Source organism: Myxococcales bacterium (assembly GCA_016703425.1).
In the GTDB taxonomy this organism is placed as follows: domain Bacteria; phylum Myxococcota_A; class Polyangia; order Polyangiales; family Polyangiaceae; genus JADJCA01.
Window position 1 is genome coordinate 214,094 of the sequence record JADJCA010000029.1, and the last position, 24,102, is coordinate 238,195.

Sequence of the window (24,102 nt, forward strand, 5' to 3'; positions counted from 1 at the left end):
CCATGGCGGACGTGGGGGGCGAGAAGTGGGCGTTCGTAGATGAGTACGGGACGCCGAGCTTGGACACCGACACGAAGGACGTCGGGAAGTTCTTCATCGTCGCCGCCGTCGTTCTCGACGGCGAAGCGCTAGCGCCGACGCGTGAAGCGCTCGAACGGGTACGCCAGAAGCACTTCCAGACGGGGGAGATGAAGTCGAGCAAGCTCGGGAGCGACCGCGCTCGATGGGTTAGAGTCCTAACCGATCTCGCGGCGGTCCCGTTTCGTTTCTACGCACTCGCCGTCGACAAGCGCGAGATCAACAAGACGAGCGGGCTCCGGTGGAAGGGGTCCTTCTACAAGCACCTCTGCGGTCGCGTTTACGGAAAGCTCATGCGGGCGCACCCGGCTCTGCGCGTTCGAGCCGATCAGTACGGTCGCGACGAGTTCAAAGAGAGCTTCGCGAACTACATCGAAGCGAACCACCGACCGACTCTCTTTGAGCGAGGAACATTCGAGTTCATCGACGGGAAGTCGGACGTGCTCATTCAGGTGGCCGACGTCGTCTGTGGCCTCCTTGCCCGCTGCTACGATCCCGACAAGGAGCTTTCGAACCCATCCGAGCTCCTTGGCGTGATGGCAAGGCACGCTTTGGTCGTTGACGAGTGGCCACCCAAGCACGCGCTCACCCTTGGGGTGACGGAGATGCGGGAACTCGCAAAGGCCGACGATCGAATCGCACGGTACGCCCTCCAGCAGGCGGAGCTCTTCATCCAGAAGCACGAAGACTCGCTCGCCGACGACGTGCGGTGCCAGGTAGCCGTCCTTGAACGACTCATTCTCGAACGACGAATCGGGGCCGTGGGCGGGCACGTCTCCACCTCGGAACTCTTGGAGGCGCTGACGTTTCGAGGGTACGCGCCGAAAACCAGTACCTGGCTTCGGATGAACGTCATCGCGCCGCTCCGTGACAGGGACGTACTCGTTGCAAGCTCGCAGGCCGGTTACAACCTGCCAGCGTCCCAAGCCGATCTCGCTGCTTACGTCCGCCACGCCGAGACCATCTGCGTGCCCATGCTCAACCGGGTTGACGCTGCGTGCAGAGCCGTGAAGCTCGCCACCGATGGCGAGATCGACGTTCTCGGTATTCCGGAGCTGGCATCGGTTCGCGTCTTGGTGAGCGCCTTGGAAGACTTTCCGAGCCGCTCTCCGTCCTTCGAGGCGTTGGAGGACGAGGACCATGAGTAGCAACCGGACGCGCGTTTACATCGACGAGTGTGGGTTCACGGGTGAAAACCTGCTCGACCGAGCCCAGCCCGTCTTTGTGCTGGCGTCCCATGCGGTTGACGAACAGAGGTGCGCGGAGCTCAAAACACGGCACTTCTGCGAGAGCGCGGCGAGCGAACTGAAGTACGGCACGCTGCGAAGGCGCGATAAGGGACGGCGTGCCGTCCTAGCCTTCCTCGCCGAGTCCTGCACCGCCGACCAGGTTCGTGTGGCGATCGCTCACAAGCCCTTTTGCGTTGCTCAGAAGATCGTCGATTGGGTGATCGAGCCTTCGTTTCATGCGTCTGGGCGCAACCTGTATCAGACAGGCGCGCACGTGGGGCTCGCCAACCTCATCTTCTTCGCTCTTGGGGCGAAGGGCGATCTGTTCGAACGTGTGAGCACGAAATTCCAGACAGCTGTCCGCGAGCCATCGAGCGACGCCGAAGGAGCCCTGAATACACTGCTTCTGTCTTCGGAAGTCGATCGCGCGCTCGCCCCCGCGCCAAACGTCTTTCGTCGCCCCATCGAAGGTGCGCGAGGGCGATGGTCCGCCGATCTGCCTGCGGGTGCGCTTGACCTCGGTCTGCCGTTCGCGCTTCAGCTTTGCTACTCGTGGAGGCAACATGGGTGGGACGACTTCGAGATCGTTCATGACGCATCCAGCCAGATGGCGAAAGCGAAGGCGATATGGGAGCGCGTGGTCGCGGCGGACGCACCCCCGGCGAGCGTCGGGTGGGGAACGAAGGTGGTGGAGTTCCCCATCGGAATTCGCGAAGTTCGATTTGAAGACTCGATGAAGAGCGCCGCTCTCCAGTTGGCCGACGTCTTGGCGGGCGCGTTCGCCCACCATGCGCGATGGATGTTCTTCGAAGGGCGAACGGCGGAAGATGCCTTCGCGAGGCAGCTGCACGAGATCCTCATGCCGCGCCTGGGTGAGGTCGTCGCAAGCTGCCTGATGCCGGATCCGGAACCCGACCCGTGGCCTCCTCGTGCCTCCGGTACGGTTGACCCGCTGGACTACGTAACGGCTCGGATTCGGGGGCGGGGATGAGCCGCGGATGATGCGGGTGGCGACGAATCGCAGTCGCAGAGAGGTCTACTTCAGCCAAGATTTCGCGCGCGCGCGCATCGTTGCCTCGTCGACGCGCAGCAGCTCGGCAGCGCGGGGGTACGTCATCTTTTTCTCGGTTAGCGCGCGCCGAACCAACCGGGCCAGGCGATCCTCCACGAAGTCGGAAGGCGAGAGCTGTTCAGGCTCGAGCCCGCGAGGCGCCGGACCTGCCGTGAACTCGTCCCGCCGGAGACCGCCGGGCTCCTCGGTCGCGCGCAGGCTTCGGCCGGTCCGCCGCTTATGTTCGCCGAAAAAGCGCGCCCATAGATCCGTCGGCGCCCCAGGCTGCGACGCGAGCCGGTACACGACGGTCTTCCAGCTCACGCGGAAGATGCGCTTCACCTTGAATACGGCCTCCATGAAACCGAGGCCCGCAGCCTCGTTCCATTCCTGCGCGAAGAGCGCATCCGGCATTAAGAAGTAGCTCGCGAATACGTCGGCCTCCGCTTCCTCGCCTTCCACCTCCTCGCTCTTCTCGACGTCGAACGAGGGAAGGTGGAGCAGCACGTGCGCGAGTTCGTGAGCGGCCGTGAAGATCCAGCGCTCGACGCTGATCCTGTCCCAGGTGTTGACCACGACAGCGGGCCCGCCATCTTCCTCACCCACGGAGAGGCCGAAGAAGCCGTCTGACGCCAGGACCGGCGTGTACACCTTGATGCCGTTGTCCTCGAGCAGCCCGCAGATGTCGCGGATCCCGTCTTTCGGGCCGAGGTTCAAGGCTAGGCGCGCCTCTCCTGCGGCGTGAACGGCGCGCGCGGTACCGGGGGGCGCTTCGAGAGCGGGGACACTAGCGAGAGGAGGGAGCTCTCCGGCTTCTCTCCAACCAGCTTCTCAAGCGCGTCGTAGGCGTGAAGCCATCGTCCGACGTCGAGGAGTAGCTGCTCGCGCGCCGTCATCTTCTTTTGAGCGCGAAACCGAACGACGCGAAGGGTCTCGGCGGGGCGCAGGAGATCCTCGATGCCGACCCCTATCGCCTCCGCGATCTTCACGAGCGACTCGGTCCTAGGGACGGCGTCGCCGCTTTCTACGTTGCGGTAGCCAACGCGCGACATGCCGGCGGCCGCGGCCACCTGTGCCTGCGTCTTCCCTCGCGCAAGGCGGATTCGCAAGAGGTTGGCGCTCAGCGTGGCGCGATCGAACAAATCGGTCTCCTTCAGGCGCTTGTCTTCTTGACGGAATCAGTAGCCATGACAAGCTTAGCTAGCACCCGTTCAAGTTCTGCATACCGCATCAATGACCTCGTTGCCAAGGAGACCGATCGTGAAGGTCCACTGCCACAAGTGCTCCACTACACCCGACGTCGGCACCGTCGCCACCCGCAAACCGTTCACCGCAGTCACGCTGCAAGTCCTCGCGGCGGCTCAACAGAGGAGGAACAAATGAGCTTTCTGCACTATGAAGTGGATGCCGATGATGGCGACGTCATCGAGGTGACGATAGACCGTCAGGCCAACGTGCGGGTGCTCGACGGCAGTAATTTCTCGAACTTTCGAGCGGGCCGCCGTCACTCCTACGTCGGCGGCTTGGCGAAGCGCTCGCCCATCCGGCTGGCCGCGCCACATGCGGGTCGCTGGCACGTGGTCGTCGACCTCGGTGGCTACGCCGGGACGGTGCGCGCCGGCGTGCGGGTCCTGCGCGCCGCCTGATCCAACGAAGAACGACGCCGAAAGAGAGCCCTCCGGAAATGGCCATTCGAGGACTGTTCATCGGGATCAACCGGCATGCGGACCGGGCGACCCGGGAGCTGCGCGGGGCGCGGCCGGACGCCGTCGCGCTCCACGCGCTGATGCTCGACGCGATGCCCTCGATGCGCGCGACGCTGCTGACCGATGCCGATGCGACGCACGCGCGCGTACTGCTGGAGCTGCAGGAGACGCTGGCAAACGCGTCGCCGGACGACACGGTCGTGGTCTCGTTCTCGGGGCATGGGACGCGAAGCCACCGGCTCGTCGTGCACGACACCGAGCGGCCCCGCCTCGCGGAGACGACCATCGGCATGTCGGAGGTCGCCGGCCTTTTCAAGGAGACGCGGGCGCGCGCCGTCCTCTGCATCCTCGACTGCTGCTTTAGTGGAGGTGCCAACGCGCGCGTGCTTGACGACTCGCCTACCACTCGGGACCCGCACAACCCGCTCGAAGACCTTGCGGGAAAGGGACGAGTGCTGCTCGCCGCCTCGAACGTCAACGAGCCGGCGTGGGAGACGGGCGGCAGCGGCCACGGGCTTCTCACGAAGGCGGTGATCGACACCCTGCTCGCTGCCGGTGGCGTCGTCGACGTGCAGAACGCGATGGCGTCGATCATGGCGGTCGTGCGCGCCGAGGCGAAACGCATGGGCGTGATTCAGACGCCGGTGATGCTCGGCCACATCGAGGGTGGTCTCTCTTTGCCCGCGTTCTCGATCGGGGCGAACTACCTGGCGGCTTTCCCCGCACGCGGTCGGCCGAAGGTCACCACGAGTCTCGACGATCTGCTCGCGCTCGGCGTGCCCGAGTCCGCGGTCGCCGTATGGAAGTCGCTCTACCCGTCGGGCCTGAACGACCTGCAGCTCCGCGCGGTGAACGACGAGCGCGTGCTCGACGGCGAGTCGCTCCTCGTCGTCGCGCCGACCAGCGCCGGCAAGACCTTCGTCGGCGAGATGGCGGCCGTCCGCGCGGTGGGCGACGGGCAGAAGGCGGTTTTCCTGCTTCCCTACAAGGCGCTCGTCAACGAGAAGTTCGAGCACTTCGAGAAGGTGTACGGCGAGAGCCTCGGCCTGCGCGTCGTCCGCTGCACCGCCGACTACCAGGACGACAACGCCGCGTTCATCCTCGGTCGCTACTACCTCGCGATCCTCACCTTCGAGATGTTCCTACGGGTCGCCGTGTCCACGCCGCACGTGCTCGAAGCCCTCGGACTCGTGGTGCTCGACGAGGCGCAGTTCATCACCGACCCGAACCGCGGCATCAACGTCGAGCTGCTCCTCACGTTCCTCATCGCTGCACGTGAGCGTGGGATCCATCCGCAGCTCGTCGCCCTTTCGGCGGTCATCGGCGACGTGAACGACTTCGACGCCTGGCTCGGTGTACGAAAGCTGGTCTCGACGTCGCGCCCGGTGCCCCTCATCGAGGGCGTACTTGACCGGGCCGGGACGTTCACGTTCGTTGACGAATCCGGCACACGCAGCGAGCGGTCGCTCATTCCGGCGCGTGACATCGTGCAGCGCAGGGCAAAGCCGGAAACCCAGGACGTCCTCGTTCCTCTCGCGCGCAAGCTCGCGGCGGATGGCGAGACACTGCTCGTCTTCCGCAACCGGCGGGGGGCCCGCGCGCGGATGCGCGCAGTACCTCGCCCGCGAGCTCGGCCTCTCGCGCGCCGACGACGCCCTCGCCGCGCTCCCCATCCAGGATCTCTCCTCTGCGTCGCAGGCGCTACGGGAGTGCCTCGCAGGAGGGACCGCATTCCACACGTCGGACCTCACGCGCGACGAGCGCGCCGTCGTCGAGCGCGAGTTCCGGAGGAAGCACGTTCCCCTGCGCGTCGCGTGCGCCACGACGACCCTCGCCGCGGGCGTTAACACGCCCGCGTCGGCAGTGATCATCGCGGAGCAGGAGTTCGTCGGCGAGGACGGTCGGGCGTTCACGGTCGCTGAGTACAAAAACATGGCCGGGCGCGCCGGGCGCATCGACTACAAGGACCGCGGCACGTCGATCATCCTCGCGGACACTGCCTACCACCGCGAGCGCCTCTTCGCGAAGTATGTGATGGGGACCCCGGAGCCTCTCCGGTCGTCGTTCGATCCGGCCAACCCGGCGACGTGGCTCCTCCGTCTCCTCGCCCAGGTCCGGCAGGTCGAGCGCGCGGCGGTGCCGGCGCTGCTCGCGAACACGTTCGGTGGCTACCTCGCCGCCAAGGCCTCCACAGCGGCGGGCACGTCCGTTGAGGTCGTCGTTGCGCGCCTCGTCGAGCGAATGCTCCGGTTGGATCTGCTGGAGGAGGAGGACGAGAGGATCGGCCTTACGCTTCTGGGCCGAGCGTGCGGCGCGTCCTCGCTCTCGTTCGAGTCGTGCATGCGGCTCATCGAGGTGCTTCGCGCAGTGGGGCAGCAGCCGCTCGACGTAGTACGGCTCGTGGCGCTGGTGCAGATCCTCGACGAGTCGGACGGCGGCTACACGCCGCTGATGAAGAAGGGCCGCGCCGAGTACGCGCGCGCCGAGCAGGCGGCCGCTCGGTACGGGCGCGACGTCGTCCGCGTGCTGCAGCGTCACGCCCGCGACGACTGGGAGTACCTCGGGCGCTGCAAGCGCGCCGCGATCCTCGCGGACTGGGTTTCGGGCGTACCTGCGGAAGCCATCGAGCGCGAGTTCACGACGAACCCGTTCCAAGGCGCGATCGGGCTCGGCGACGTGGTGAAGTTTGCCGACGCGACCCGCTTTCACCTCCGCTCGGCGCACCAGATCGCTGCATTGCTCTTCATCGACGTAGCGGCCTCCGCAGACGCGGTCGACTCGATGCTGCGGCGTCTGCAGCTCGGCGTCCCCGAGGACGTGCTTCCACTTCTGGAGCTTCCGTTCTCGCTTACCCGGGGCGAGCTCCTCGGGCTCCGTGCCGTCGGCGCGAGAACGGTCGAAGCGTTCTGGTCGCTCCCAGCGGCGACGCTGGAACGCGTGCTCGGCGCCCTTCGGAGTAAGCAGGTCGAGGCGCACCGACCTTCCGCCGGCGGCGCATGAGCATGTCGCGACAGTCGCATGGGCGAGTCATACTGAACCGACCCTATGCAGCGGTCCTGAAGGTTTCGCAAACAGGGAGTGTGGGATGCTGAAGAGCAACAAGTTGGGAGTCAGCGTGCCGACGGATTCGCTGGCCGGCACGGCGGCAGCGCTGCAGCGGATGCTGAGTCCGATGGCGGGCTTCGAGAGCGGCGCGCTCAAGGCGGCGCGCGAGATGGAGCGCTTGCTCAAGCCCCTCGCCGGCATCGAAAATGCGGCCATTGCTAGGGCGGCGCGGGACATGGAACGGATGTCCAACCCAATAGCGGGCGGGGCCCTCGACGCCCTCAGTCGCGGGGCGCTCCACCGCTCGATGGCAGACCACGTGACACGGCTCATGGGGGGAGAAGCGATGCGGTCGCAGCTTGCAGCAATAGACGCGTTGGGACCCGCGCTCGACGCAATCAACTCGACCAAGCCCATGCTCGACGCGACACGGTCGGTCTCGCCCGCCTTCGGCGCGGTCGCCCGAATCCACGATCTTCATCGCGTTCTCAACGCGCCGTTCGGCCTGAATAGCCTGGATGACGTCCGACGCGGCGTGACGGGAATTCTGGGGGAGTCTCGTGCGCTGGCCTCGCTCGATGCGTTCGCCCGCGTCCGCGATCAGCTGGGCGGATCACTTGGACTCGGGGCCGCCTCACAGTGGGACGCTTTCGCGGCGACCACATCGCTTTCGATTCTGGCCGCCCTCTCGTTGCCGTTTGATCGGCCCACAGCCGTGATGACGCTGGCAACGAGGGACCAGATCAGCGGGACCCTCGCATGGCTCGAACCAGCCCTTGAGCCGGGAGTGGATGGCTCACCGAGAGTTATCGTCACCGCGCTCCACCCCCAGCAGCCTGCCGGCTCACAGCCGTGGAGAAAGCTGAAGATCGCAACCGGCGCAGCAATCAACTGCAGCAACTGCGGACAGCCGTTCGATTTGAACCTCCAGCTCTGGTTGACCGGCGAGGACCTGGACGTTTTCTTCCAGGGCGAGATGCTGCCGATTTGCGGAGCGTGCGGAGGCGATGGGAACCTGCTGCCCGACCTCCCGATGATCGCGCCATATCGGCTCATCGACGGTGGCGGCGAGGGCGACAGCACGGCGATCGGAAGGCTGACGCTGGTCGTCGACAATGCCAGGGAAGATGACGCCGACGAATAGGGTGAGTCACTCTCGAGGAGAGACGGGCTCGCGAGCTCGGCCTTGGAAGTCCGGTAGACCCGTTTGCCCTGGGGCGTCACGGCCATAGCCGCCGGCTTGCCCGCCTTGCCTACGACGTGCTCAGCCACCAGGGCGCTACCTACGAGTTCCGTGCTTCGTCCAGCACGAACCTGTCAGTGCCCGAACTGCGGGCGATGTACCGCGAGGTAATCGGCCGGCCATCGTTGTCGAGTAGCTCGGCCTACCTCGTTTGGAAGCTGCGCCAGGCCCAGAATGGGCGCGTCCGCGTCGGGACGATCGACCGTCGGAGCTGGGGGCACGAGCGGCGTGAAGGTCCTGCCGGTCCGCGTGACCGCCGCCGAGGTCGCCGCCCTCGATGAGGCGTGGCGGCGCCTCGGGTTAGAGAGCCGGACGGCGATGATCGGGAGGGCGATCCAGGCGATGCTCGGCTGACTGTGATGCAGGCGGCGGTGCCGGTATCATGGCCACCGATCGATCGCAGGCCGAGGAGCATCTATGCAGAAGGTCGCCGCGTACATTCTGGAGCGCACCGAGGAGCTTCAGTGGCCAGACGCCAGGAGGGCCGAGGGTGACCGCCTACGTGCGGTCATCGAGGCGTGGCTCAAGAGCAAGGGGGCCTCGTCCGTTGACGGCACCGGCACCTACGCCGCGGTCGACGGCAGCGACGCCAGCTACCAGGTCACGACGGTCGTCGATGGCGAGCGGTCGTGGAGGATGTTCGAACTCTCCGAGATCACCCCGGAGGGGCGCAAGTTCGTCACGTCGGTCTCGGTTTCGGTCGGTCACAAGAACGTCGTCGTATTCGTCACGATGGAGGTCGGCTCCGTGGCGACCTTGATCACCCGCATCGAGGTCGACCCCAAGTGCCCGAAGGTCGTTCGCGACCTTCTTGCTCAACCGGGCGGGTGGTTTCACGGAGCGTCGCGTTTGCGGGGGCTTTCGCGGGTGGACGGCTTCGACGCTGGGGATGCACTCGCACTCGAGATCCAGAACCAGGACCGCACGATCCCGTTCGTGGTCGTGTCACGCGTGGATGGCGCGACCGCCTTACCGAAGCTCGACGAGAAGCTGGCGCAAGACCTCGCCGGCGTCGCCAACGTCTACAGCGTCGACGAGGACGCCTCGTGGGCACTCACGGACGTGCTCCGCAAGCCCCTCTCCACCTACGGGGGAGCTGTTCGGATCTACTGGCCTCGCCTGGCCGGCAACGACGATCCCTTCCGCCATCAGCTTTGGACTGCGACCCGGCTCCAGGGCATCGACGCCGACCCGAGGGCCGCACTCGATCGAATCCGACGGCAGGTGCGCACCATCGTTATGCGGGCATCGGCAGCGAGCGTAGTGCGACCAGGCGAGATCGACGACATTCGGGGTACAGCCGCGCGTTCGGAGTACGCCGTGTTGCAGGCGAAGGCGAGTGCGCTTGAAGACCTCAAGGCGAAGGCAAGCTCGCTCGCGGAGTTCAAGGACATCGCGGACTCCTATGCTGCCGACAACGACACGCTTCGGCACGAACTCGCGGCTCGCGATACCGAACTGGATCAACTCCGGGATGAGGTGCAGCGGCTCGAGGCCGACAAGCAAGCCCTGATCTTCCAACTCGGGCAGGCGAAGGTCACGCCCGAGGCTGCCGAGGTCGAGCCCGACGCACCGGATCAGGACGAGGCCGATCAGCCACCGACGGCCGGCGAGGTGCGGTTCTACAAGAAGACGCACTCGAAGCCGGCGTACGACGTCCTCGTGCGTGTGGCTGACTGCGGGCACACCGCATGGCAGGGCTCGGCGAAAGCCGACAAAGCTAAGAAGGGCTTGGCGCGACTGCTGGGCGAGCATCGCGAGTGGAAGAGCCTGCAGCACTGCGGGTCGTGCACCGGCGGCGGGATATGGAAGGTCCAGTGGTAGCCGTCGCGCGGGCGCTGCGTTCACCTAGCGGTCGCTGAGTAAGACGCGCCGCGCGTCGGCGCGCTCGATTCTCCTGGAGACGGGCCCGCCGAGAACGCCCTCGGCGGCGCCCGCGACCACCTCAGCAACGCCTCCCTCGTTCTCCTCGCGCACGGCGAACGCTGCGTGCCCGACACCACGCCCCGCAACCCCGCGTCGGTCCGCCAGAAATGCAGAACCCCGAGAAGCTCGCACCGCTCGGGGTTCCGTTCAACGTTGGGTCGGCTTCACTATCCCGAGTCGAAAATGGCTCCCCACCCAGGACTCGAACCAGCGACCCGCGGGGGCCCGCCGCCGGAGTGCCCGAGCGATCCACTCCCCGCGCCTACGTTGCCACCCCGCCAATCGCGCGGCGATCTCGTCGGCGGCGACGGCCTCGGTGGCCTCGCCGCGCGCGATGTTGTCACGCCCACGGAGGCCCTGGCGAACTGGTGTCGGGCGCCTGGGAGGTGGGCCCGAACTTCTCGTTTGCGCCGCTGGTGATAGGCCCGAGCGCGATCCCGGTCGTCACCGACGAGGCGGAGGTCGCGGTCGCGGTCGTGGGACCCTCCCTGAGGTCACACCCGCCAGAGCTCTTCCAGCCGAAGCTCCATCGCCTCGAAAGGCTCCACGCGCACGACCGCTTCGTCGGACCACGCGCCCAGACGCTCCCAGCGAAGGTCACGCAGCCGGTACGCCTCGAGCGTCCGCGTTCGCGGCGTCACGAGCCAAAGGCAGGCGAGCCCTTCGCGCGCGTAGAGGTTCATCTTGTCGCCGCGGTCGAAGGCCTCCGTCGCGGGCGAGAGGACTTCGCATGCCCAATCCGGCGCAAGCGTGAACTAAGGCCTTCCGTCGCGAATGCGGCCCAGCCGATCACGAGCCCAGCGAGCATCACCCCGATGGATCGCACCGGCAGATCCTATCTGGCGAACGGCGAAGGCGCTGGCGAGGATTTGCTTTCATAGGGATTTGGCTCCTCGACCCCGGCGTCTTGGACGCGAGCGGCCTCATCGGCTTCAACGCGCTCGTGGCTGACGGTCGTGCGGACGCCGGCGCCGTACATGCTCACGGCGACCGTTGCTTTGCCGCGTTCCCACATGAACACTCGAAAGCCCTTCGGAGAGATCGCCTCGCGCGTAGGCGGCCCGAACTGCGCCTCGCTCTCGCGCCGAAACGCCGCCAGGTCGCCTCCCTCGTGGTAGACATCGCAACGGTTCAACCGAACGTCGTCTCCTGTCGTGCAGACGAAGACCGTGATGCCGTCGAGTGCACAGATCACCTTCCCGTCGTGGATGGTCGAGACACCACCTTGTTGGTCGCAGATGACGCCCGCTTCGGCCATTGTCCCCCCAACCTCGGGTGCCTTCGGTGAACGACGAAGTTTCGCTAACTCGGTGGCCGCATGTGATCGCTGCGCCTGTTGCTGACGGGCAGTAGCGTCTCGACGCCGACGTGCCTCGGCCTCGGTCTCAACCTCGCGCTGAGAGCGTTCGGCCTGCCGAACGCGGGCTACCGCACGTTCCTCCTGCTCGAGCGCGGTGCAACGCTGGCGCTCGATGGCGTCTGCGACCTGGCTCCGCTGCTGGCCAGACAGCGCGCTTCCGAATTGGCTGCCGCGCAGTTGCCCCCAGCACTGCTCCGACGCCGTTCGGTATCCCGCTGCGCAACTTGTTAGCAAGAGAAGCGCCGTTGCCGTCGCGTGTCGCATCACTCCCCCAGAACCGCGTCAGCGTAGCGCATTCCCGGCTCCCCGTTCCCCGGTCCAGTTCCGGCCCCTCGGGCGGGAACCACCAGGGCACCCATCGCCGAACGGCACGCGCTACCCCCATGCTACCGGCATCGTCGCGCGCGTCTCCGAAGCTAGTGGGAGCGGCACGGCCCGCCCTGGAGCACGCAGCATTCAGTGGGTTAGCCCCTCAGCCTTCTCGCTCAGCCTCAGCAGCCTCGCGGCCCTTGCCGCCCGCCACATACCCTGCACCGAGCCATCGACGAGGCCATGGTCGCGATCGTAGAGTCGCCCAGTGGCCAAGCTCACCGCGATACCCGTTGGACAAGGCGACGCGTTCTTGTTGGAGCGAGCCGACGGGAAGATCGTCCTTGTGGATGGGGGGCGAGCGCGGTCATCGCTCGCGGGACAGGTGTCCCTTGCGACCTCGAACATCGACGTAGTCGTGTGCACCCACGCCGACGCCGATCATGCGGAAGGCCTTATCGGGCTGCTCGAGTCGTCGCTCGTGCCTATCCGAGAGGTCTGGCTTCCCGGGCGCTGGTCATCACGCCTCGAAGATCTGTGTCGTGACCAGGCCTCCTTCCTCCAAGAGCTTCACCACGATGTTCACAATGCGGAAGGAGGTGCCGACCTCGAGAAGATTGCTGAGGGGGAGCTCCCTCGCGGCGAATCGACGACAGACTTCGATCCCGAACTGCTCGGAGCAGCGTTGGAACACGAAGAACGCCTCGAGCCGGATCTTCTCAGCGCGTCGGCACATCCTGCTTGGTGGCTGCCATGGGCCGAGATGTGGCCTGGGTTCCACGGCCCCAACGCCCCCAAGTGGCAGCTATGGATCGACGCAGTGCAGACCGCGGTTCGCATCCGCGACGTTGCGCGCGCTGCGCATCACCACGGGGCGCGGCTTCGATGGTTCGACTTCGACGAGGTGAACGTTAATCGGGCCCCACCTTCTGGCGGCGAGCCGTTCCTTTACCCGCTCAACTCGGTCGAACTGACCAAGCGTCACGCCCTGCGGAAACTCGGCGCGCTTCACTTCTTGGCTCTCAGCGTGGCCAACCGCGAGTCCTTGGTGTTCCTCGCGCCCCAGACGGACGACGACACGCCGGTCCTCTTCGCAGCTGACTCCGATCTGGCGTGCGGCCGCGTTCCCGGAACGAGCCGCACGCTCGCCGTGACGGCACCGCACCACGGGTCCGAGGCGAACAAGACTGCGTATGTGACCGTGTCTCGGGCGGCCGCGAACGTCGTGTGGGTTCGGAGCGACGGGAACTACAAGAAGCGTCCGGGACCGGCCTTCCTCGGTGAAAAGGCGCGTGTCTGCACGTTGTGCCGCAGCGGCGGCGCTTCCAAGCAGACTGTCCGCCTTGATGACACGCCTTCCGGATGGACGCTCGCGGAGGGCGTGCGCGGCTGCAACTGCAAGTAGATCGTTGGACGAGGCCAGGCCGCGAGGCTCGGATTCAACAGCCGGCCGCCGAGGTCTTCGCGGAAGGGTGACCGCGCGATGTGGTACGCCTGACTTCGACGAGGTTGCCGTGGTCGAAACCCCGAAGCACGTGAGTGGCGCAGAGCTCGTCGTGAACGCGTTTGGGTACTGGCCTTCGTTCCACGACGCGCGCATCGAGGGCGTGCGGCTCGACCGTGCTGGTGGAGGCGCCGTGATGTTTAGACTCCACGCGTTCGAGATGACGCGTGAAACGGATGCACGCGGCTGCTTCAGGGTCACGAAGCGCCATGTGGTGCACCTTCGTTTCGATGACGTCGCGGACGTTTTGATTCCGGAGCGCGACGACACACTTTTGGGTCTCGAGATCGGGAGCGAACTCGGCAGCGACGGGCGATTTCTCGTTGTTGTCGAGAGCGCAATCGGAAACGAGGACGAAGGCTACGGCGGGTCGTTCCGCGCTCGCTCCGGTGTCGTGCTCGATGTCGTCCCGCTCGCTGCCGAATAGGCATTGCCCTGCAGGGGTCGGCGCATTCAGTGGGTTCGCCCCCTCAGCCTTCTCGCCCAGCCTCAGCCCTCTTGCTCAGGCTCAGCCTCCCGCCTGCTACCTGCCCCCCTCGCACGCATCGCACCGCCCGCATCGCGCGCTCCCCGCTTCACCGAAGTACTCGGCGACGGCGACGCGTCGGCACTGCGTGCTCTGCGCGTAGTGGAGCATCGCCGCGAGCCGCTCGGCGTCGCGCGTGCGTCGCCGTTCGTACTCGGCCGCGATCGCGCCGCACGCATCGCCGCCCGCGTCTCGCCCGCCGCCGCCGCTCTCAAGGCGCGCGAGGCAACCCAAGATCGCGTCGACCCTCTTCACCGAGACCCCGGTCTCGAGCGCGATCGCCCGCAGCTCGTCGCCGCTGCGTTCCCCGGCTCCCACGCCCGCCCGCCCCGCCGCCGCCACGACCTTCGCGATCTCCCCTCGCGTCGCGTACTTCCGCGCGATGAAGAACGTCTGCACGCTCTTGTCCTCGAGTCGATACAGGAGCACGCACCGCGCGCTTCGTCCGTCGCGGCCTGCGCGGCCGGCCTCTTGCGCGTAGCTCTCGATGGAGTCGGGCACTTGGTAGTGCACCACGAAGCGCGTGTCGGGTTTGTCGATGCCCATGCCGAAGGCCTTGGTCGCGATCATCACGCGCACCGTGCCGTCCATGAAGTGCGCGCGGCTCCGCTCGCGATCGGCCGCGCTCATGCGCCCGTGGTAGCGCGCCACCGGGATGCGTGACGCCGCCGTCCAGCGGTAGAGTTCATCGGCCTTCTTCACCGTCGCCGTGTAGACGATGCCGGGGCCTGGCTCGTCGTCGAAGAGCCGCAAGAGCGCGACGCGCTTGGCCATCTCGTTGACGGTGCGCTCGACGTGAAAAGCGAGGTTCGGGCGGACGACGCTCGTGCGCACGACGAGCGGCGCGCGAAGCCCGAGCGCGCGCACGATGTCGGCGGCGGTCTCGCTCGTGGCCGTCGCAGTGAGCGCCAAGATGGGCGGTCGCCCGAGCGCCTCGGCGGCCTTGGCGATGGCCATGTACGCGGGGCGGAAGTCGTGACCCCACGCGGAGACGCAGTGCGCTTCGTCGATGGCGAGGAGCTTCACCCCCCGCGCGCGGAGCATGCGAAGACACGCTTCGGTGCGGAGCCGCTCGGGCGTCACGTAGATGAGCGGATGCTCGCCGGCGCGGATCTCACGCTCAGTGTCGCGCTCCTCGCTCGCAGTGAGCGTCGAGTCCAGCTCGGCAGCGTCGATGTTGGCGTCGTCCAAGTGATCGCATTGGTCCTTCATGAGCGCGATGAGCGGGGAGACCACGACGACGGGACCGCCCAGGACGAGCGAAGGCAATTGGTACGCGAGCGACTTGCCGCCGCCAGTGGGCAAGACCCCCAGCGCATCGCGTCCCGCGAGGACGGACCCAATGAGCTCGCGCTGGCCAGGGCGGAAGGAAGAGACGCCGAAGCGAGAGAGGGCGAGAGAAGAGAGGAGAGGCCAGCGGGGGTCGCGGTCGAGGTCGGGGTCGGGGTCGGGGTCGGGGTCGAGGTCGTGGTCGTGGTCGAGGTCGAGGTCGAGGTCGAGGTCGAGGTCGAGGTCGAGGTCGAGGTCGCGGTCGGGGTCGGGGTCGGGGTCGGGGTCGGGGTCGTGGTCGGGGTCGTGGTCGGGCTCGCGGACAGGCGATTCGTCCACGGGCACGGGCACGTTCACGTTTACGGGGAGAGGTTGCATCTCAGGACTCCACGAAGATGAGCTCGGTCAGATCGGCGCGGAGCGAGAGGGTGGGGGACTGCGAATGGAGCAGGGACGAGAGAGGAACATTCGCGGCGTGCCGAAGGACCACGCGGTCCGGCTTCGGCGCGCCGCCGGACCCGTGGCTTGCTAGCCACTCGAGGAAAGTGCCCGTGAAGCTCTCGGCGTAGCGCTTGGTCAGAAACTCCATGCAGCGGCGAAAGAGCTTCGGCAGGATCAGCGCGCCGTGGGGGCCCACGGAGCGTGCGCCGTGGAGCACGAAGCCGCTCTTCGTGGCGTCGTCGCGCCAGATGCCGACACGCTTGGCGCGCGCGCGGCGCGCCACGTCGCGGAACAGCTTGCGGTGCACCTCGGGCATCGAGGTGTACGCGAGCGGGTACACGTGTCCCCCTTCGAGCATCGCGTGGGTAGCGCTCGTGCGCACGAGCTCGGGCGTGGCGCGGTGGCGCTTGGCGCGCGCACCCTGGCGTGGCGGAAGGACGTACGCGATGACTCGTCCGTGCGCGTCGACCGCGTTAGCCAAGAGCGTCACGGGCACAGCGGGCGGAGTCGCGGCGATGATCGTGGTCGCGTCGGCCGCGAACTGCACGCCCGTGACACCGAGCCACGCGAGGAGCGCGTCGCGGGCGCTCTCGCCGCGCGGCTGGCACGCTTGCGCGTAGTGGAGCTCGGGCGCGTCGATGCCTTCGAGCCGAAGCTGCACGCTCCCGTCGGTTGCGCCCCTCCTTAATAGACGCGAGCGGCGGAGGGCCTCGAAGCGCGCAGGCTCTTTGGCAAAGAACCGCACGGAATCGCCATCCGGCGCGTAACCAGGGAGAAGAATCCAGCCATCGAGGGCTTCGTAGAGGGGAATGAACATGGCGTGACCGAGAGTTGAGGCGGGTTGATGGAAAAATGAGTTCCCGCGCGGCGGCGCATGCTTCCGCGACGGCGCTCGGGCTTTGCGTGGTGGAGCCGACGCCTTGCGCGACGGGGAAGGGGGCTTCGCGTTCGGGTGACCAACGTTCTGTGACGGCGCGAACAGCTCCGTGAATGGCCGCGAGTGCTTCCGCGCTCGCACGTGAGCCTTCCTTGCTCGGGCGCGGTGCTTCGTTGTCCAGACGAGAGCCTTGCGTGGTGGCTCGCGCACCTCCGCGCTCGGGAGCGGAAGCTTCGTTGTCCGCAGGCGAGCCTTCATAAACCGCGGAAATGCCTTGATGGCCCGGTAATGAAGGCTCGATCTCCAGCAACGAAGGCCCGTCGTCCGCCCGCGGAGCGAGGTCTCAGGAGACGGAAGCGACCCCGGTCGGCAAGGAGCCTTCGGAGACGAAAAACGGAGGCTCGAAACCCGTGGCGGATCCTCGACTTCCCGAGCGGGAAGGTCGCCTCGCCGAAAACGGAGCTACCGCGCTCGTGACGGAAGCGTCTCCGCCCATCGCGGAAGGTCTCGGAGCCGAGCGTGGAGGTTCAGCTTCCAACACTGAGACGCTCTTCGCCGACAATGAGACGGAGTTTGTCGAAAACGGGGCGTGCACCACGGAGCCGCGCCCTGCGCGCTTGCGCACGACGCGGCTCCCTTGTGCTTCGCGTGTGATGGCGGCCCTGCTTTCGACTCGCCCACCTCGAGCACGTGCTCAGCCAGCCCCTCCGGGCGCATTGGCCGCGGCCACCGGCGCAGGCGAAGCGGCCTCGTCGATCTCCTCGCCGTTGGGCTTGCGGCGCTTGGCAATGCCGAGCTGGATGCGCGCGGCGCGGTTGGTGAAGATGGCGCGCGCGCGCTCCGACCACTCGAAGTACCAGGCATAGAGCGCGAGCATGTCGACCTCGTGCGCCGCCTCGAGCGCGGCGGTGCCTTGGGGATCGACCTTGGGCGCGAGCTGCGCATCCCCAATGAGCGCGCGGAGTCGTGCGCGCTCGTCGGTGCCGATGCCGCGGATTGCGAGCAACTCGAGCGCCTTCGCGTCAGCGTCGCGCGTGTCTTCGCGTCCCGTGCCTTTCTCGAGCGCGTCGAGGCGATCGAGGAAGGTCGCCACGCCGAGCACGGCGGCGGGGCCTTGGCTGGGCCCCAGATCGGCGAAGATGAACTCGGCCTGCGCCGGGAAGCGGTGCACGAGCGCCGCTTGCGCCTTCAGGAAGCCGACTTCGTCCCACGCGTCGAGCGCCTGGATGGCCGCAGCGGCGAGCGACTGGCGCCCCACGAAGCGGATCTTCGAGCTCGACGCCTTCAAGAGGAGTCGCCAGCCCTCTTCGTGGTCTTCGGGCCGGTAGCCGTGCTGGTTCATCTCGTCTTGCAGCTCGGCATCCATGCCGAGGGCCGCAAGGAAGACGAAGGCGCGCTTCGGGGTGGCGAGAACGGTTTGGGTGCTGGGGGCTTCGAACTTTGACATGACAATTCTCCATTCGTGCGTCGCTGCGCTCGGGCGACCTACGAGGCGCCCGAGCGGCTTGCACGATCTCTTCAGGCGTTCGTCGCGGGGCCGCGCACCGTGCGCGCCCTCGCGATGGAGGTGGCTAAAGCAGCGCGCGTGCCAGCGCGTGGGATGGCGTGCGAGGCCGACGAGGCACGAGCGTTCGCGCAGTTAGCGTCGGCCCAGCGAGCCGCGAGCCTCGGGATTCTCACGAACACCGCGGTGGCTCGTGAGAATGGTGAGAACGGTGGGAATCGTGAGAATTCTGAGAAGCGCGGAGCAACTTCTCCAGTGGGGCCGCCGAAGAGTCCTGCATGGTCTCCTTCGAGCACGAGGTGCTGCTCGCGCTGTTCCAGACGCGCCCTCTGCTGGCGGCGGAGCAGCTTCGGGTGCTCGGCGTGGAGGTGCCCGTGCATGCCCCGGCGCGAACCGACTTCGCGGATTTGACGGAGCTGGCGCCGACGGCCTACCGGGCCGATCTCGTGGTGGTGCTCGAGGATGGCGACTCGGTGTTGGGGGTGATCGTCGAGGTGCAGCTCGATTGGGATTCGAGGAAACGCTACTCGTGGCCGGTCTACGCGGCGACGTTGCGGGCTCGCCTCGAGTGCCCTGTATGCGTGCTCGTGGTGGTCCCCACGGAGGCGTTGGCGAAGTGGTGTCGGACGCTCCGACGGGGCGAATTCTCTCCGCCGAACCTCCTCAACGAGTTCTGCCTGCCAACGCCAGCCTCACCAGGCCCGCTCATGCGGAAGCCAACATCGATAGCCATTCGAGGACAAGCGTTGCGCGTGCTTGGCCCGCGGCGTCGCCGTCGAAGTGTCCGGGGACCGCGTCAACAAAACGCTCGAGTTTGGCGAGCTGCCTGAGCTCCGCGCGAACGAAGTTGGCAACGGCAGTCTGTTCACCGCCGACCTGGGCGCGCAGTGACGGCAAGCCGGCAATCACCGCAAGGACGTCCTCCAGATCGTGGCTCGCCTGGTAGTCGCCGCGGCCACGCCCGCGAAACGCCTCGAGCTTGGTGGCCACGAAGTACACGGGCGCAATTGCGAGGATCTCGACGTCCGCGACAGAGTAGGACGCAGGGCACGCTAGGGCATCGCCGTACCAGCGGTTGGTTGGGCCGATGCCAGTCTCCCTTGCAGCGACGATGTCGACGCGAATGCCAGCGTAGACGAGCCTGCACAGCGGGGCGTTCTCATCGGTGCATTCCCGAAAGCCTCGCGAGCGCAGGCGAGAAACGTAGGCGTAGTACTCGGCCGTGGTTGCGACGTCGACGACGCAGTCAACGTCGATGGTTGGACGAACATCGACGCCGCCCTCAAGCGGATAGAGCGCCGTGACGGTGCCCCCGACGAAGACAACGCGTGGGACCTCGTCCCCAAAGCCGCGCGCGACCGTGGCGATGGCGTGGCGAGCACTCGCGCGGCGCGAGCTCACGCGAGCAGCCTCTTCGCCAACTCGTCGCGCGCCATGGCCCGCTCGCGTGCCCTGCCTACGCGAAGCGTGTCTGCAAGCGCGAGGTACTCGTACAGAAGGGGATCCTCCGCGGCCGCCAGAGGCACAGTCCGGTAGAGCGGCTCAATCACGCGCCCACGCGCCTGACCCACCGCCTTCGGCACTGCCCATACAACTCCATCCTCATCGCCGAGCCTCAGCTTCTCCGCGAGAGGGCCGACGGTGAAAGCGGTGGCCATTCCCTGCCCGACGAGACCGAGTTGCGCCGGGAACACGTACCGGAGTCCACCAACAAGGAACTCATGAAGCGCCGCCCGAGCCACGCGACGCTCGCGCACGTTGAAGAGGTGGCAGGCCGCGAGGCGCTTCAGCCCATGGTTCACTTCGCCCGCACTCAGATGAACCGAGCGAGCAAGCTCGGGCTGGGTCCAATCAGAGATGCCGCGTGCGACGAGCTTCAGCGCCACGACGACATCTTGGGGTTTCAAGCGGAGAGCCATGGAAGCCTCACCGCCTTAGTCTAGCTGTGATTTGCAAATTGCAAATCACCAGTAATAGTAGCCCCATAGGGGCCCATCCCCGTGAAGGGCCACTAAGAAATGACACGGCAATTCCACCACGTGTCCCCCAGTGGTGGCGCGAGCCCATCACGGCTCGCGCACGGCCAGGACCCGACGGCGCGGGAATCGGAGCCCGCGCGTCCGCTCCGAGCCGTGGCCACATTGGTCGATCCCGTTTGCTGGCCATCGCGTCGTGCCGCGCGGCAGACCAGTTGTTGTCGCAACTCCCTCGGGCGCTCCCTCCCCAATCCACAAACGAAGCGACACGTCCGTTCGGCCGCCCTCTTCCTCAGATGCGTTCGACGCGGAGTGTCGGATCGATTCGCAGAAGGTCGTCAACGTCAGACGACAAGACCGCCCATTTTCGCTCCCGCGCCAGAAACGCGACGTGCGCATCGGTCGGGTCGGCTGTTCGGGTCGCTCCAAGGATCCGTCCAAGGTGCCGAGCGACGGCCGCGGTCAGATCAGCCACAGCGACCGATCGAAGGAGGAGCGCCACCGGCGCCTGACGACCTTCACCACCGCGCCAGATCTGCGCGACGACTCCCGCTGGCGTGACCAGCGGCGTCCGGTTCCGAACGAAGAGACGCGCAAGCTCAACCATCGTCGGATCGCGGCGTTCGAGCGCAATGAACGCCCCCGCGTCGAGGACGACGCCCGCCTTCATGCCGCGCGGCGCCTCTTGGGCTGCTTAACCAATCGCTTGTAAAGCTCGCCCGCTCGGCGCGTCTCGCTGCGAGTCGGCGCCACCTCTCGACAGAATTCGTCCCACCTTCGGGCCAACTCCTGCTCATCCAAGTGCTCCTCGATGAGCTCGGTCACCCACGCCGATACGGGCGAGGCGCCGGCTGCCTTCTTGATGCGCGCGGCGACGTCGCTCGGCACGCTGATGGTGATGCGGCGAATTGACATAACATCAGCATAACATCGCGCGGCGGCGGCGGGTGAGGTCGAGGTGACTAGGGTCCTTCGCACCCGTCGACTGACCAGACTCCGTCCAGTAACGTTCTTGGGGTACCAAGCACGGCACCACGCGTAAGAGGTCCTGCCGCATGCCTAGAGTGATCAAGCCGTTTCGTGGGTTCCCCGGTGGCGATCCGTTCGCGCCTGTCGGCACCGCGTCGTCGGCGGTGAATCAACGCACGCTCGTGGTGGGGCCCGGCGGGATTGGCTCCGTGCCAGGGCTTGGAGCCTTGCGGTCTGACTTCCGGACCATCGGCGAGGCGATGAGCGTCGTGCCGCTCCCGAGCAAGAAGGCGAACGGTGAGGTCATCCTCGCAGCGCCTCAAGACACGTGGACCATCCTGGTCACGCCAGGCGTCTACTTCGAAGAGATCCGGATGAAGCCCAACGTGATCCTCGTGGGCATCGGTCAATCGGCGGTCATCTTCCCGCCGCAAAGCGCCGCGAATTGGGTCGCGCCGCCCGGCGGACGCGGCCGGCGCGCGGTCGTGTACATGAACCACAACACGGCCGTGAAGAACCTCGTCTTCGGCAAGCTCGGCATGACGTCGAACGACTACGTCTTTTGGAACTTCGACAGGTACAACGTGGGCGAGTTGAAGGAAGCCGGCCGGACCTTGGCGCCCTCGGGCTTGGGCATTAGCGATGTGTGGGTGTGGCCGTACCCTGTCAACGCGCCGCCGCCGGTACGTGGTGGCGCATCGGTTCCCGCCAGACCCGAGCCGCGACCGGCGTTGCCGCTCGACTACCACAAGACCAAGGGCAAGACTCTCCTGATGGAGGGTGATTGGCACACGGCGCTCTTCACGAACGTTGGCAGCTCGTACTGGGAGGCGGAGGGCTACGACATTGAGGTTCGAGGCGTCAGCGACCGTCTCCGGGACCCCCACTATCACATCGCCGATTGTCACTTCACGAACTGCTTCTTTGACGCACTGTTCATCGACAACGACCCTGGGGGGTGCATGCTGGTTGAGAACATCGAGGACGTGCACGTGCGAGGTTCGTTGTTGCGGGTCAATGGAGCGGTGCATGGCGCGCCCCCGAACGGGCGAGTCTGGGGCTCATGCGTCCGGGGCCGCGGACGTGGCTTCTTCTGGCTCGAGCACACCTCGCTCGAATGCCCCGGCAAAGTCTCTGACCGCGCGCTCGACTTTGCGGTGCGCACAGATCCGGCGAACGAGCCGATCCTCGGCAGCGACGGCGAACCGCTCGATAGGATGAAGGGAGCCATCCTCTACTCGGACGTCCCGTCGCTACGGGGGGACCTGTCGCGATTCGACGTGCCGACTTGGCCCCCGAGAATTCGCACATGAGCGCCGCGGGCACACGCACGGCTTGTTGGCTCGCGCTCATTGGCGTTCAAGCCGTCTCGTGCGGTCAGACAGCAGAGCCCGACACGACGGGCGTCGACGGCGGCGCGCGTGACGCCTCTCCGACGCTGTCGTCTGACGGCACGTGCGACCTCGCGAAACCGTACCGGAGTCGCTACAGCGGGGAGGGGGTCTACCACGCCACCGAAGAAGGCGGCAAAGACGCCATCCCGTTCGTCGATCCGACGCTGACAGACGATGAACTCACCCTCTTCGTGCACGAAGGGCCTCGGGTCTACGTTTCGCGGCGTGAAGATCTGAGGGGGAAGTTCCTGGAGTTTGTGCGCCTTCGGGGCTTCGAGTCGCTTGATGGCATCGCGTCGTTGAGCGTGAGCGGCGACGGACGGCGGCTCTATTTCGTGAGCACGCTCAAGCGCGAGTTCCCGAACTTCGACCGCGACCCCCGGCTTCGGCGAGCGGTTCGCGACGGAGACACCAACGTCTATGTCATGGACGCGGCACCCGTGCTGGAGGACCCAATGGAGCGAGCCGCCGTGGCCGCGCACGAGGGGACGGTGTTCTTCGTGCAGGCTGGCGACAACGGGCTCTACGAGCGGACGCGCACGCCGGAGGGCTGGCGCAGCGCGAGGCTCGTCGTGAAATTGGGCGGACTGGGTGCTGCCTCGGCCGACGGCAATGGCGTTCTGCCGTTCGACGGCATGTTGCGGCGCGCGGGCCCCGACGAGCCGTTTCGGTTCGTAGAGGAAGTACTCGCGTTCCAAAGCTCGATGCTGCTCCATGGGTTCGAGCAGCGCGTCAGCTGGCTCGGTGCGAGCGGTTGCCGCATCTACTTCACAGAGAGTCAGGATGGTCGCGTGCGCCCCGTCATTCTGTACACGCAGCGGCCTCTGTGATGCGCGCCGGGTGGACGGCGAGTTCGGTCACCGTAGTCGAAGGTCTCCTGCACCTTCCGGCCGATCCTCCGAGGCGACCGTGAACGGCGTCGTCGCCGGCGTTTTATGCGGCTTGCTGGCCATCGCGTCGTGCGCCACGGCAGACAACTCGGCCCCGACGCCGCCAACTCGGATCGAAGCGTGCAGCGCCTTCGCGCGCGCGCGCTGCGATCGTCTCAAGTCCTGCACCCCCGTGCCCTTTGACTGGGAGTACGGGGCTGACGCTGCGGTTTGCGTGAAGCGATACGAGATCGAGTGTCAGGCGGCGCTGTGTCAAGAGCGCCCAGGAATCGGCGAAGCCATTCAGGCGTGCGCCGCTGCGCTCGGAGGCCGCAGTTGTGACGACGTGGTCCCGGCGACGATGGATGACCTGTGCAAGGTCCGCGGAGACTTGCCCGCCGGCTCGGCTTGCGTGTCCAACGCGCAATGTGCCGGCGAGAAGAACGGCTGCTCCGGCGGCGTCTGTGGGCCAACGTTTGCCCGCGACACGCCTCGCGGTGTGAACGAGTTCTGTTTGGTCGGAGGCGTCAGCTCTGGCAGCTGCGCGTGGTCGCTCGCCTGCGTTCTTGGGGCAGCCCTTCCCGACGGGGGCCGCCCTTCCGCGCGGACGTGCGTGCCTCGTGCTGGCGAGGGCCAACCCTGCGAGGTCGCACTACCCGAGGATGACCCTTGCGACATCGCGCTTGGGCTAACGTGCCGCGCCACCGGCGAGCATCGGGTCGGCGCACCTGGCACGTGCACGCCGAGAGTTGCCGTGAGTCTAGGCGACTCGTGCAGCGGCCCTTGTCCACCCGGCAGCGCGTGTGTCGTCACGCCCGGCACGCCA

At 66.7% G+C, this 24,102-nt stretch carries 17 protein-coding genes and 3 pseudogenes; 10 read left to right on the forward strand and 10 right to left on the reverse strand.

The window, feature by feature from the left end; translation table 11 throughout:
* Positions 1–2: 2 nt before the first annotated feature.
* Together IPG50_34325 and IPG50_34330 are read left to right on the forward strand one after the other, a co-directional pair.
* Positions 3–1,226 (forward strand): DUF3800 domain-containing protein, encoded by a 1,224-nt coding sequence (locus tag IPG50_34325; GenBank protein ID MBK6697230.1) that lies wholly within the window; start codon positions 3–5, stop codon positions 1,224–1,226.
* The gene (locus IPG50_34330) at positions 1,219–2,298 is read left to right on the forward strand and encodes a DUF3800 domain-containing protein (GenBank protein ID MBK6697231.1); all 1,080 of its coding nucleotides are present in this window, start codon (positions 1,219–1,221) and stop codon (positions 2,296–2,298) included. The genes IPG50_34325 and IPG50_34330 overlap by 8 nt, the downstream gene beginning before the upstream one ends.
* 45 nt (positions 2,299–2,343) lie before the next feature.
* On the opposite strand, the pseudogene IPG50_34335 reads toward IPG50_34330, so the two are convergent.
* Positions 2,344–3,410 (reverse strand): annotated as a pseudogene (locus IPG50_34335) (ImmA/IrrE family metallo-endopeptidase).
* A gap of 327 nt (positions 3,411–3,737) precedes the next feature.
* Here IPG50_34335 and IPG50_34340 point away from each other — a divergent pair.
* From IPG50_34340 to IPG50_34355, 4 genes and pseudogenes are all read left to right on the forward strand, one after another.
* On the forward strand, positions 3,738–4,004 hold the full coding sequence (locus IPG50_34340; GenBank protein MBK6697232.1) for a DUF1883 domain-containing protein: 267 nt from the start codon (positions 3,738–3,740) through the stop codon (positions 4,002–4,004).
* Between the two features lie 38 nt (positions 4,005–4,042).
* Positions 4,043–7,064 (forward strand): annotated as a pseudogene (locus IPG50_34345) (DEAD/DEAH box helicase).
* A gap of 85 nt (positions 7,065–7,149) precedes the next feature.
* On the forward strand, positions 7,150–8,253 hold the full coding sequence (locus tag IPG50_34350) for a hypothetical protein (protein MBK6697233.1): 1,104 nt from the start codon (positions 7,150–7,152) through the stop codon (positions 8,251–8,253).
* Positions 8,254–8,769: 516 nt separating this feature from the next.
* Positions 8,770–10,176 carry a hypothetical protein gene (locus IPG50_34355; GenBank protein MBK6697234.1) on the forward strand — a complete coding sequence of 469 codons (1,407 nt, stop codon included), beginning with the start codon at positions 8,770–8,772 and terminating at the stop codon, positions 10,174–10,176.
* A 596-nt stretch (positions 10,177–10,772) separates the two neighbouring features.
* Here IPG50_34355 and IPG50_34360 read toward each other — a convergent pair.
* Both IPG50_34360 and IPG50_34365 read right to left on the reverse strand, forming a co-directional pair.
* A pseudogene (locus IPG50_34360) lies at positions 10,773–11,027 on the reverse strand (Uma2 family endonuclease).
* 86 nt (positions 11,028–11,113) lie between these two features.
* Entirely contained in the window at positions 11,114–11,536 is a 423-nt protein-coding gene (locus IPG50_34365) for a hypothetical protein (GenBank protein MBK6697235.1), read from the reverse strand.
* A 679-nt stretch (positions 11,537–12,215) separates the two neighbouring features.
* Between IPG50_34365 and IPG50_34370 the strand changes: the two genes are divergently transcribed.
* Both IPG50_34370 and IPG50_34375 read left to right on the forward strand, forming a co-directional pair.
* Positions 12,216–13,352, forward strand: a complete 1,137-nt coding sequence (locus IPG50_34370; GenBank protein MBK6697236.1) for an MBL fold metallo-hydrolase — start codon at positions 12,216–12,218, stop codon at positions 13,350–13,352.
* 109 nt (positions 13,353–13,461) lie between these two features.
* Positions 13,462–13,878, forward strand: a complete 417-nt coding sequence (locus IPG50_34375; protein MBK6697237.1) for a hypothetical protein — start codon at positions 13,462–13,464, stop codon at positions 13,876–13,878.
* Positions 13,879–13,974: 96 nt separating this feature from the next.
* Here IPG50_34375 and IPG50_34380 read toward each other — a convergent pair whose 3' ends face one another.
* The 7 genes from IPG50_34380 to IPG50_34410 all read right to left on the reverse strand — a co-directional run bounded on the left by IPG50_34380 (position 13,975) and on the right by IPG50_34410 (position 20,959).
* Complete coding sequence (locus IPG50_34380; protein ID MBK6697238.1) at positions 13,975–15,624, reverse strand: ATP-dependent DNA helicase RecQ; 1,650 nt, start codon at positions 15,622–15,624, stop codon at positions 13,975–13,977.
* 1 nt (position 15,625) lies between these two features.
* On the reverse strand, positions 15,626–16,504 hold the full coding sequence (locus IPG50_34385) for a thermonuclease family protein (GenBank protein MBK6697239.1): 879 nt from the start codon (positions 16,502–16,504) through the stop codon (positions 15,626–15,628).
* 754 nt (positions 16,505–17,258) lie between these two features.
* Entirely contained in the window at positions 17,259–18,011 is a 753-nt protein-coding gene (locus IPG50_34390) for a hypothetical protein (protein ID MBK6697240.1), read from the reverse strand.
* A gap of 762 nt (positions 18,012–18,773) precedes the next feature.
* Positions 18,774–19,469 (reverse strand): nucleotidyl transferase AbiEii/AbiGii toxin family protein, encoded by a 696-nt coding sequence (locus IPG50_34395; protein ID MBK6697241.1) that lies wholly within the window; start codon positions 19,467–19,469, stop codon positions 18,774–18,776.
* Complete coding sequence (locus tag IPG50_34400; GenBank protein ID MBK6697242.1) at positions 19,466–19,954, reverse strand: hypothetical protein; 489 nt, start codon at positions 19,952–19,954, stop codon at positions 19,466–19,468. Before IPG50_34400 ends, IPG50_34395 begins: the two co-directional genes overlap by 4 nt.
* Before the next feature lie 382 nt (positions 19,955–20,336).
* Positions 20,337–20,714 (reverse strand): PIN domain-containing protein, encoded by a 378-nt coding sequence (locus tag IPG50_34405; protein ID MBK6697243.1) that lies wholly within the window; start codon positions 20,712–20,714, stop codon positions 20,337–20,339.
* Complete coding sequence (locus IPG50_34410) at positions 20,711–20,959, reverse strand: hypothetical protein (protein ID MBK6697244.1); 249 nt, start codon at positions 20,957–20,959, stop codon at positions 20,711–20,713. The genes IPG50_34405 and IPG50_34410 overlap by 4 nt, the downstream gene beginning before the upstream one ends.
* Before the next feature lie 140 nt (positions 20,960–21,099).
* Between IPG50_34410 and IPG50_34415 the strand changes: the two genes are divergently transcribed.
* Both IPG50_34415 and IPG50_34420 read left to right on the forward strand, forming a co-directional pair.
* A complete protein-coding gene (locus tag IPG50_34415) occupies positions 21,100–22,326 on the forward strand; it encodes a hypothetical protein (protein MBK6697245.1) in 1,227 nt (408 codons plus the stop codon).
* A complete protein-coding gene (locus tag IPG50_34420; GenBank protein MBK6697246.1) occupies positions 22,323–23,237 on the forward strand; it encodes a hypothetical protein in 915 nt (304 codons plus the stop codon). Before IPG50_34415 ends, IPG50_34420 begins: the two co-directional genes overlap by 4 nt.
* Positions 23,238–24,102: the final 865 nt, after the last annotated feature.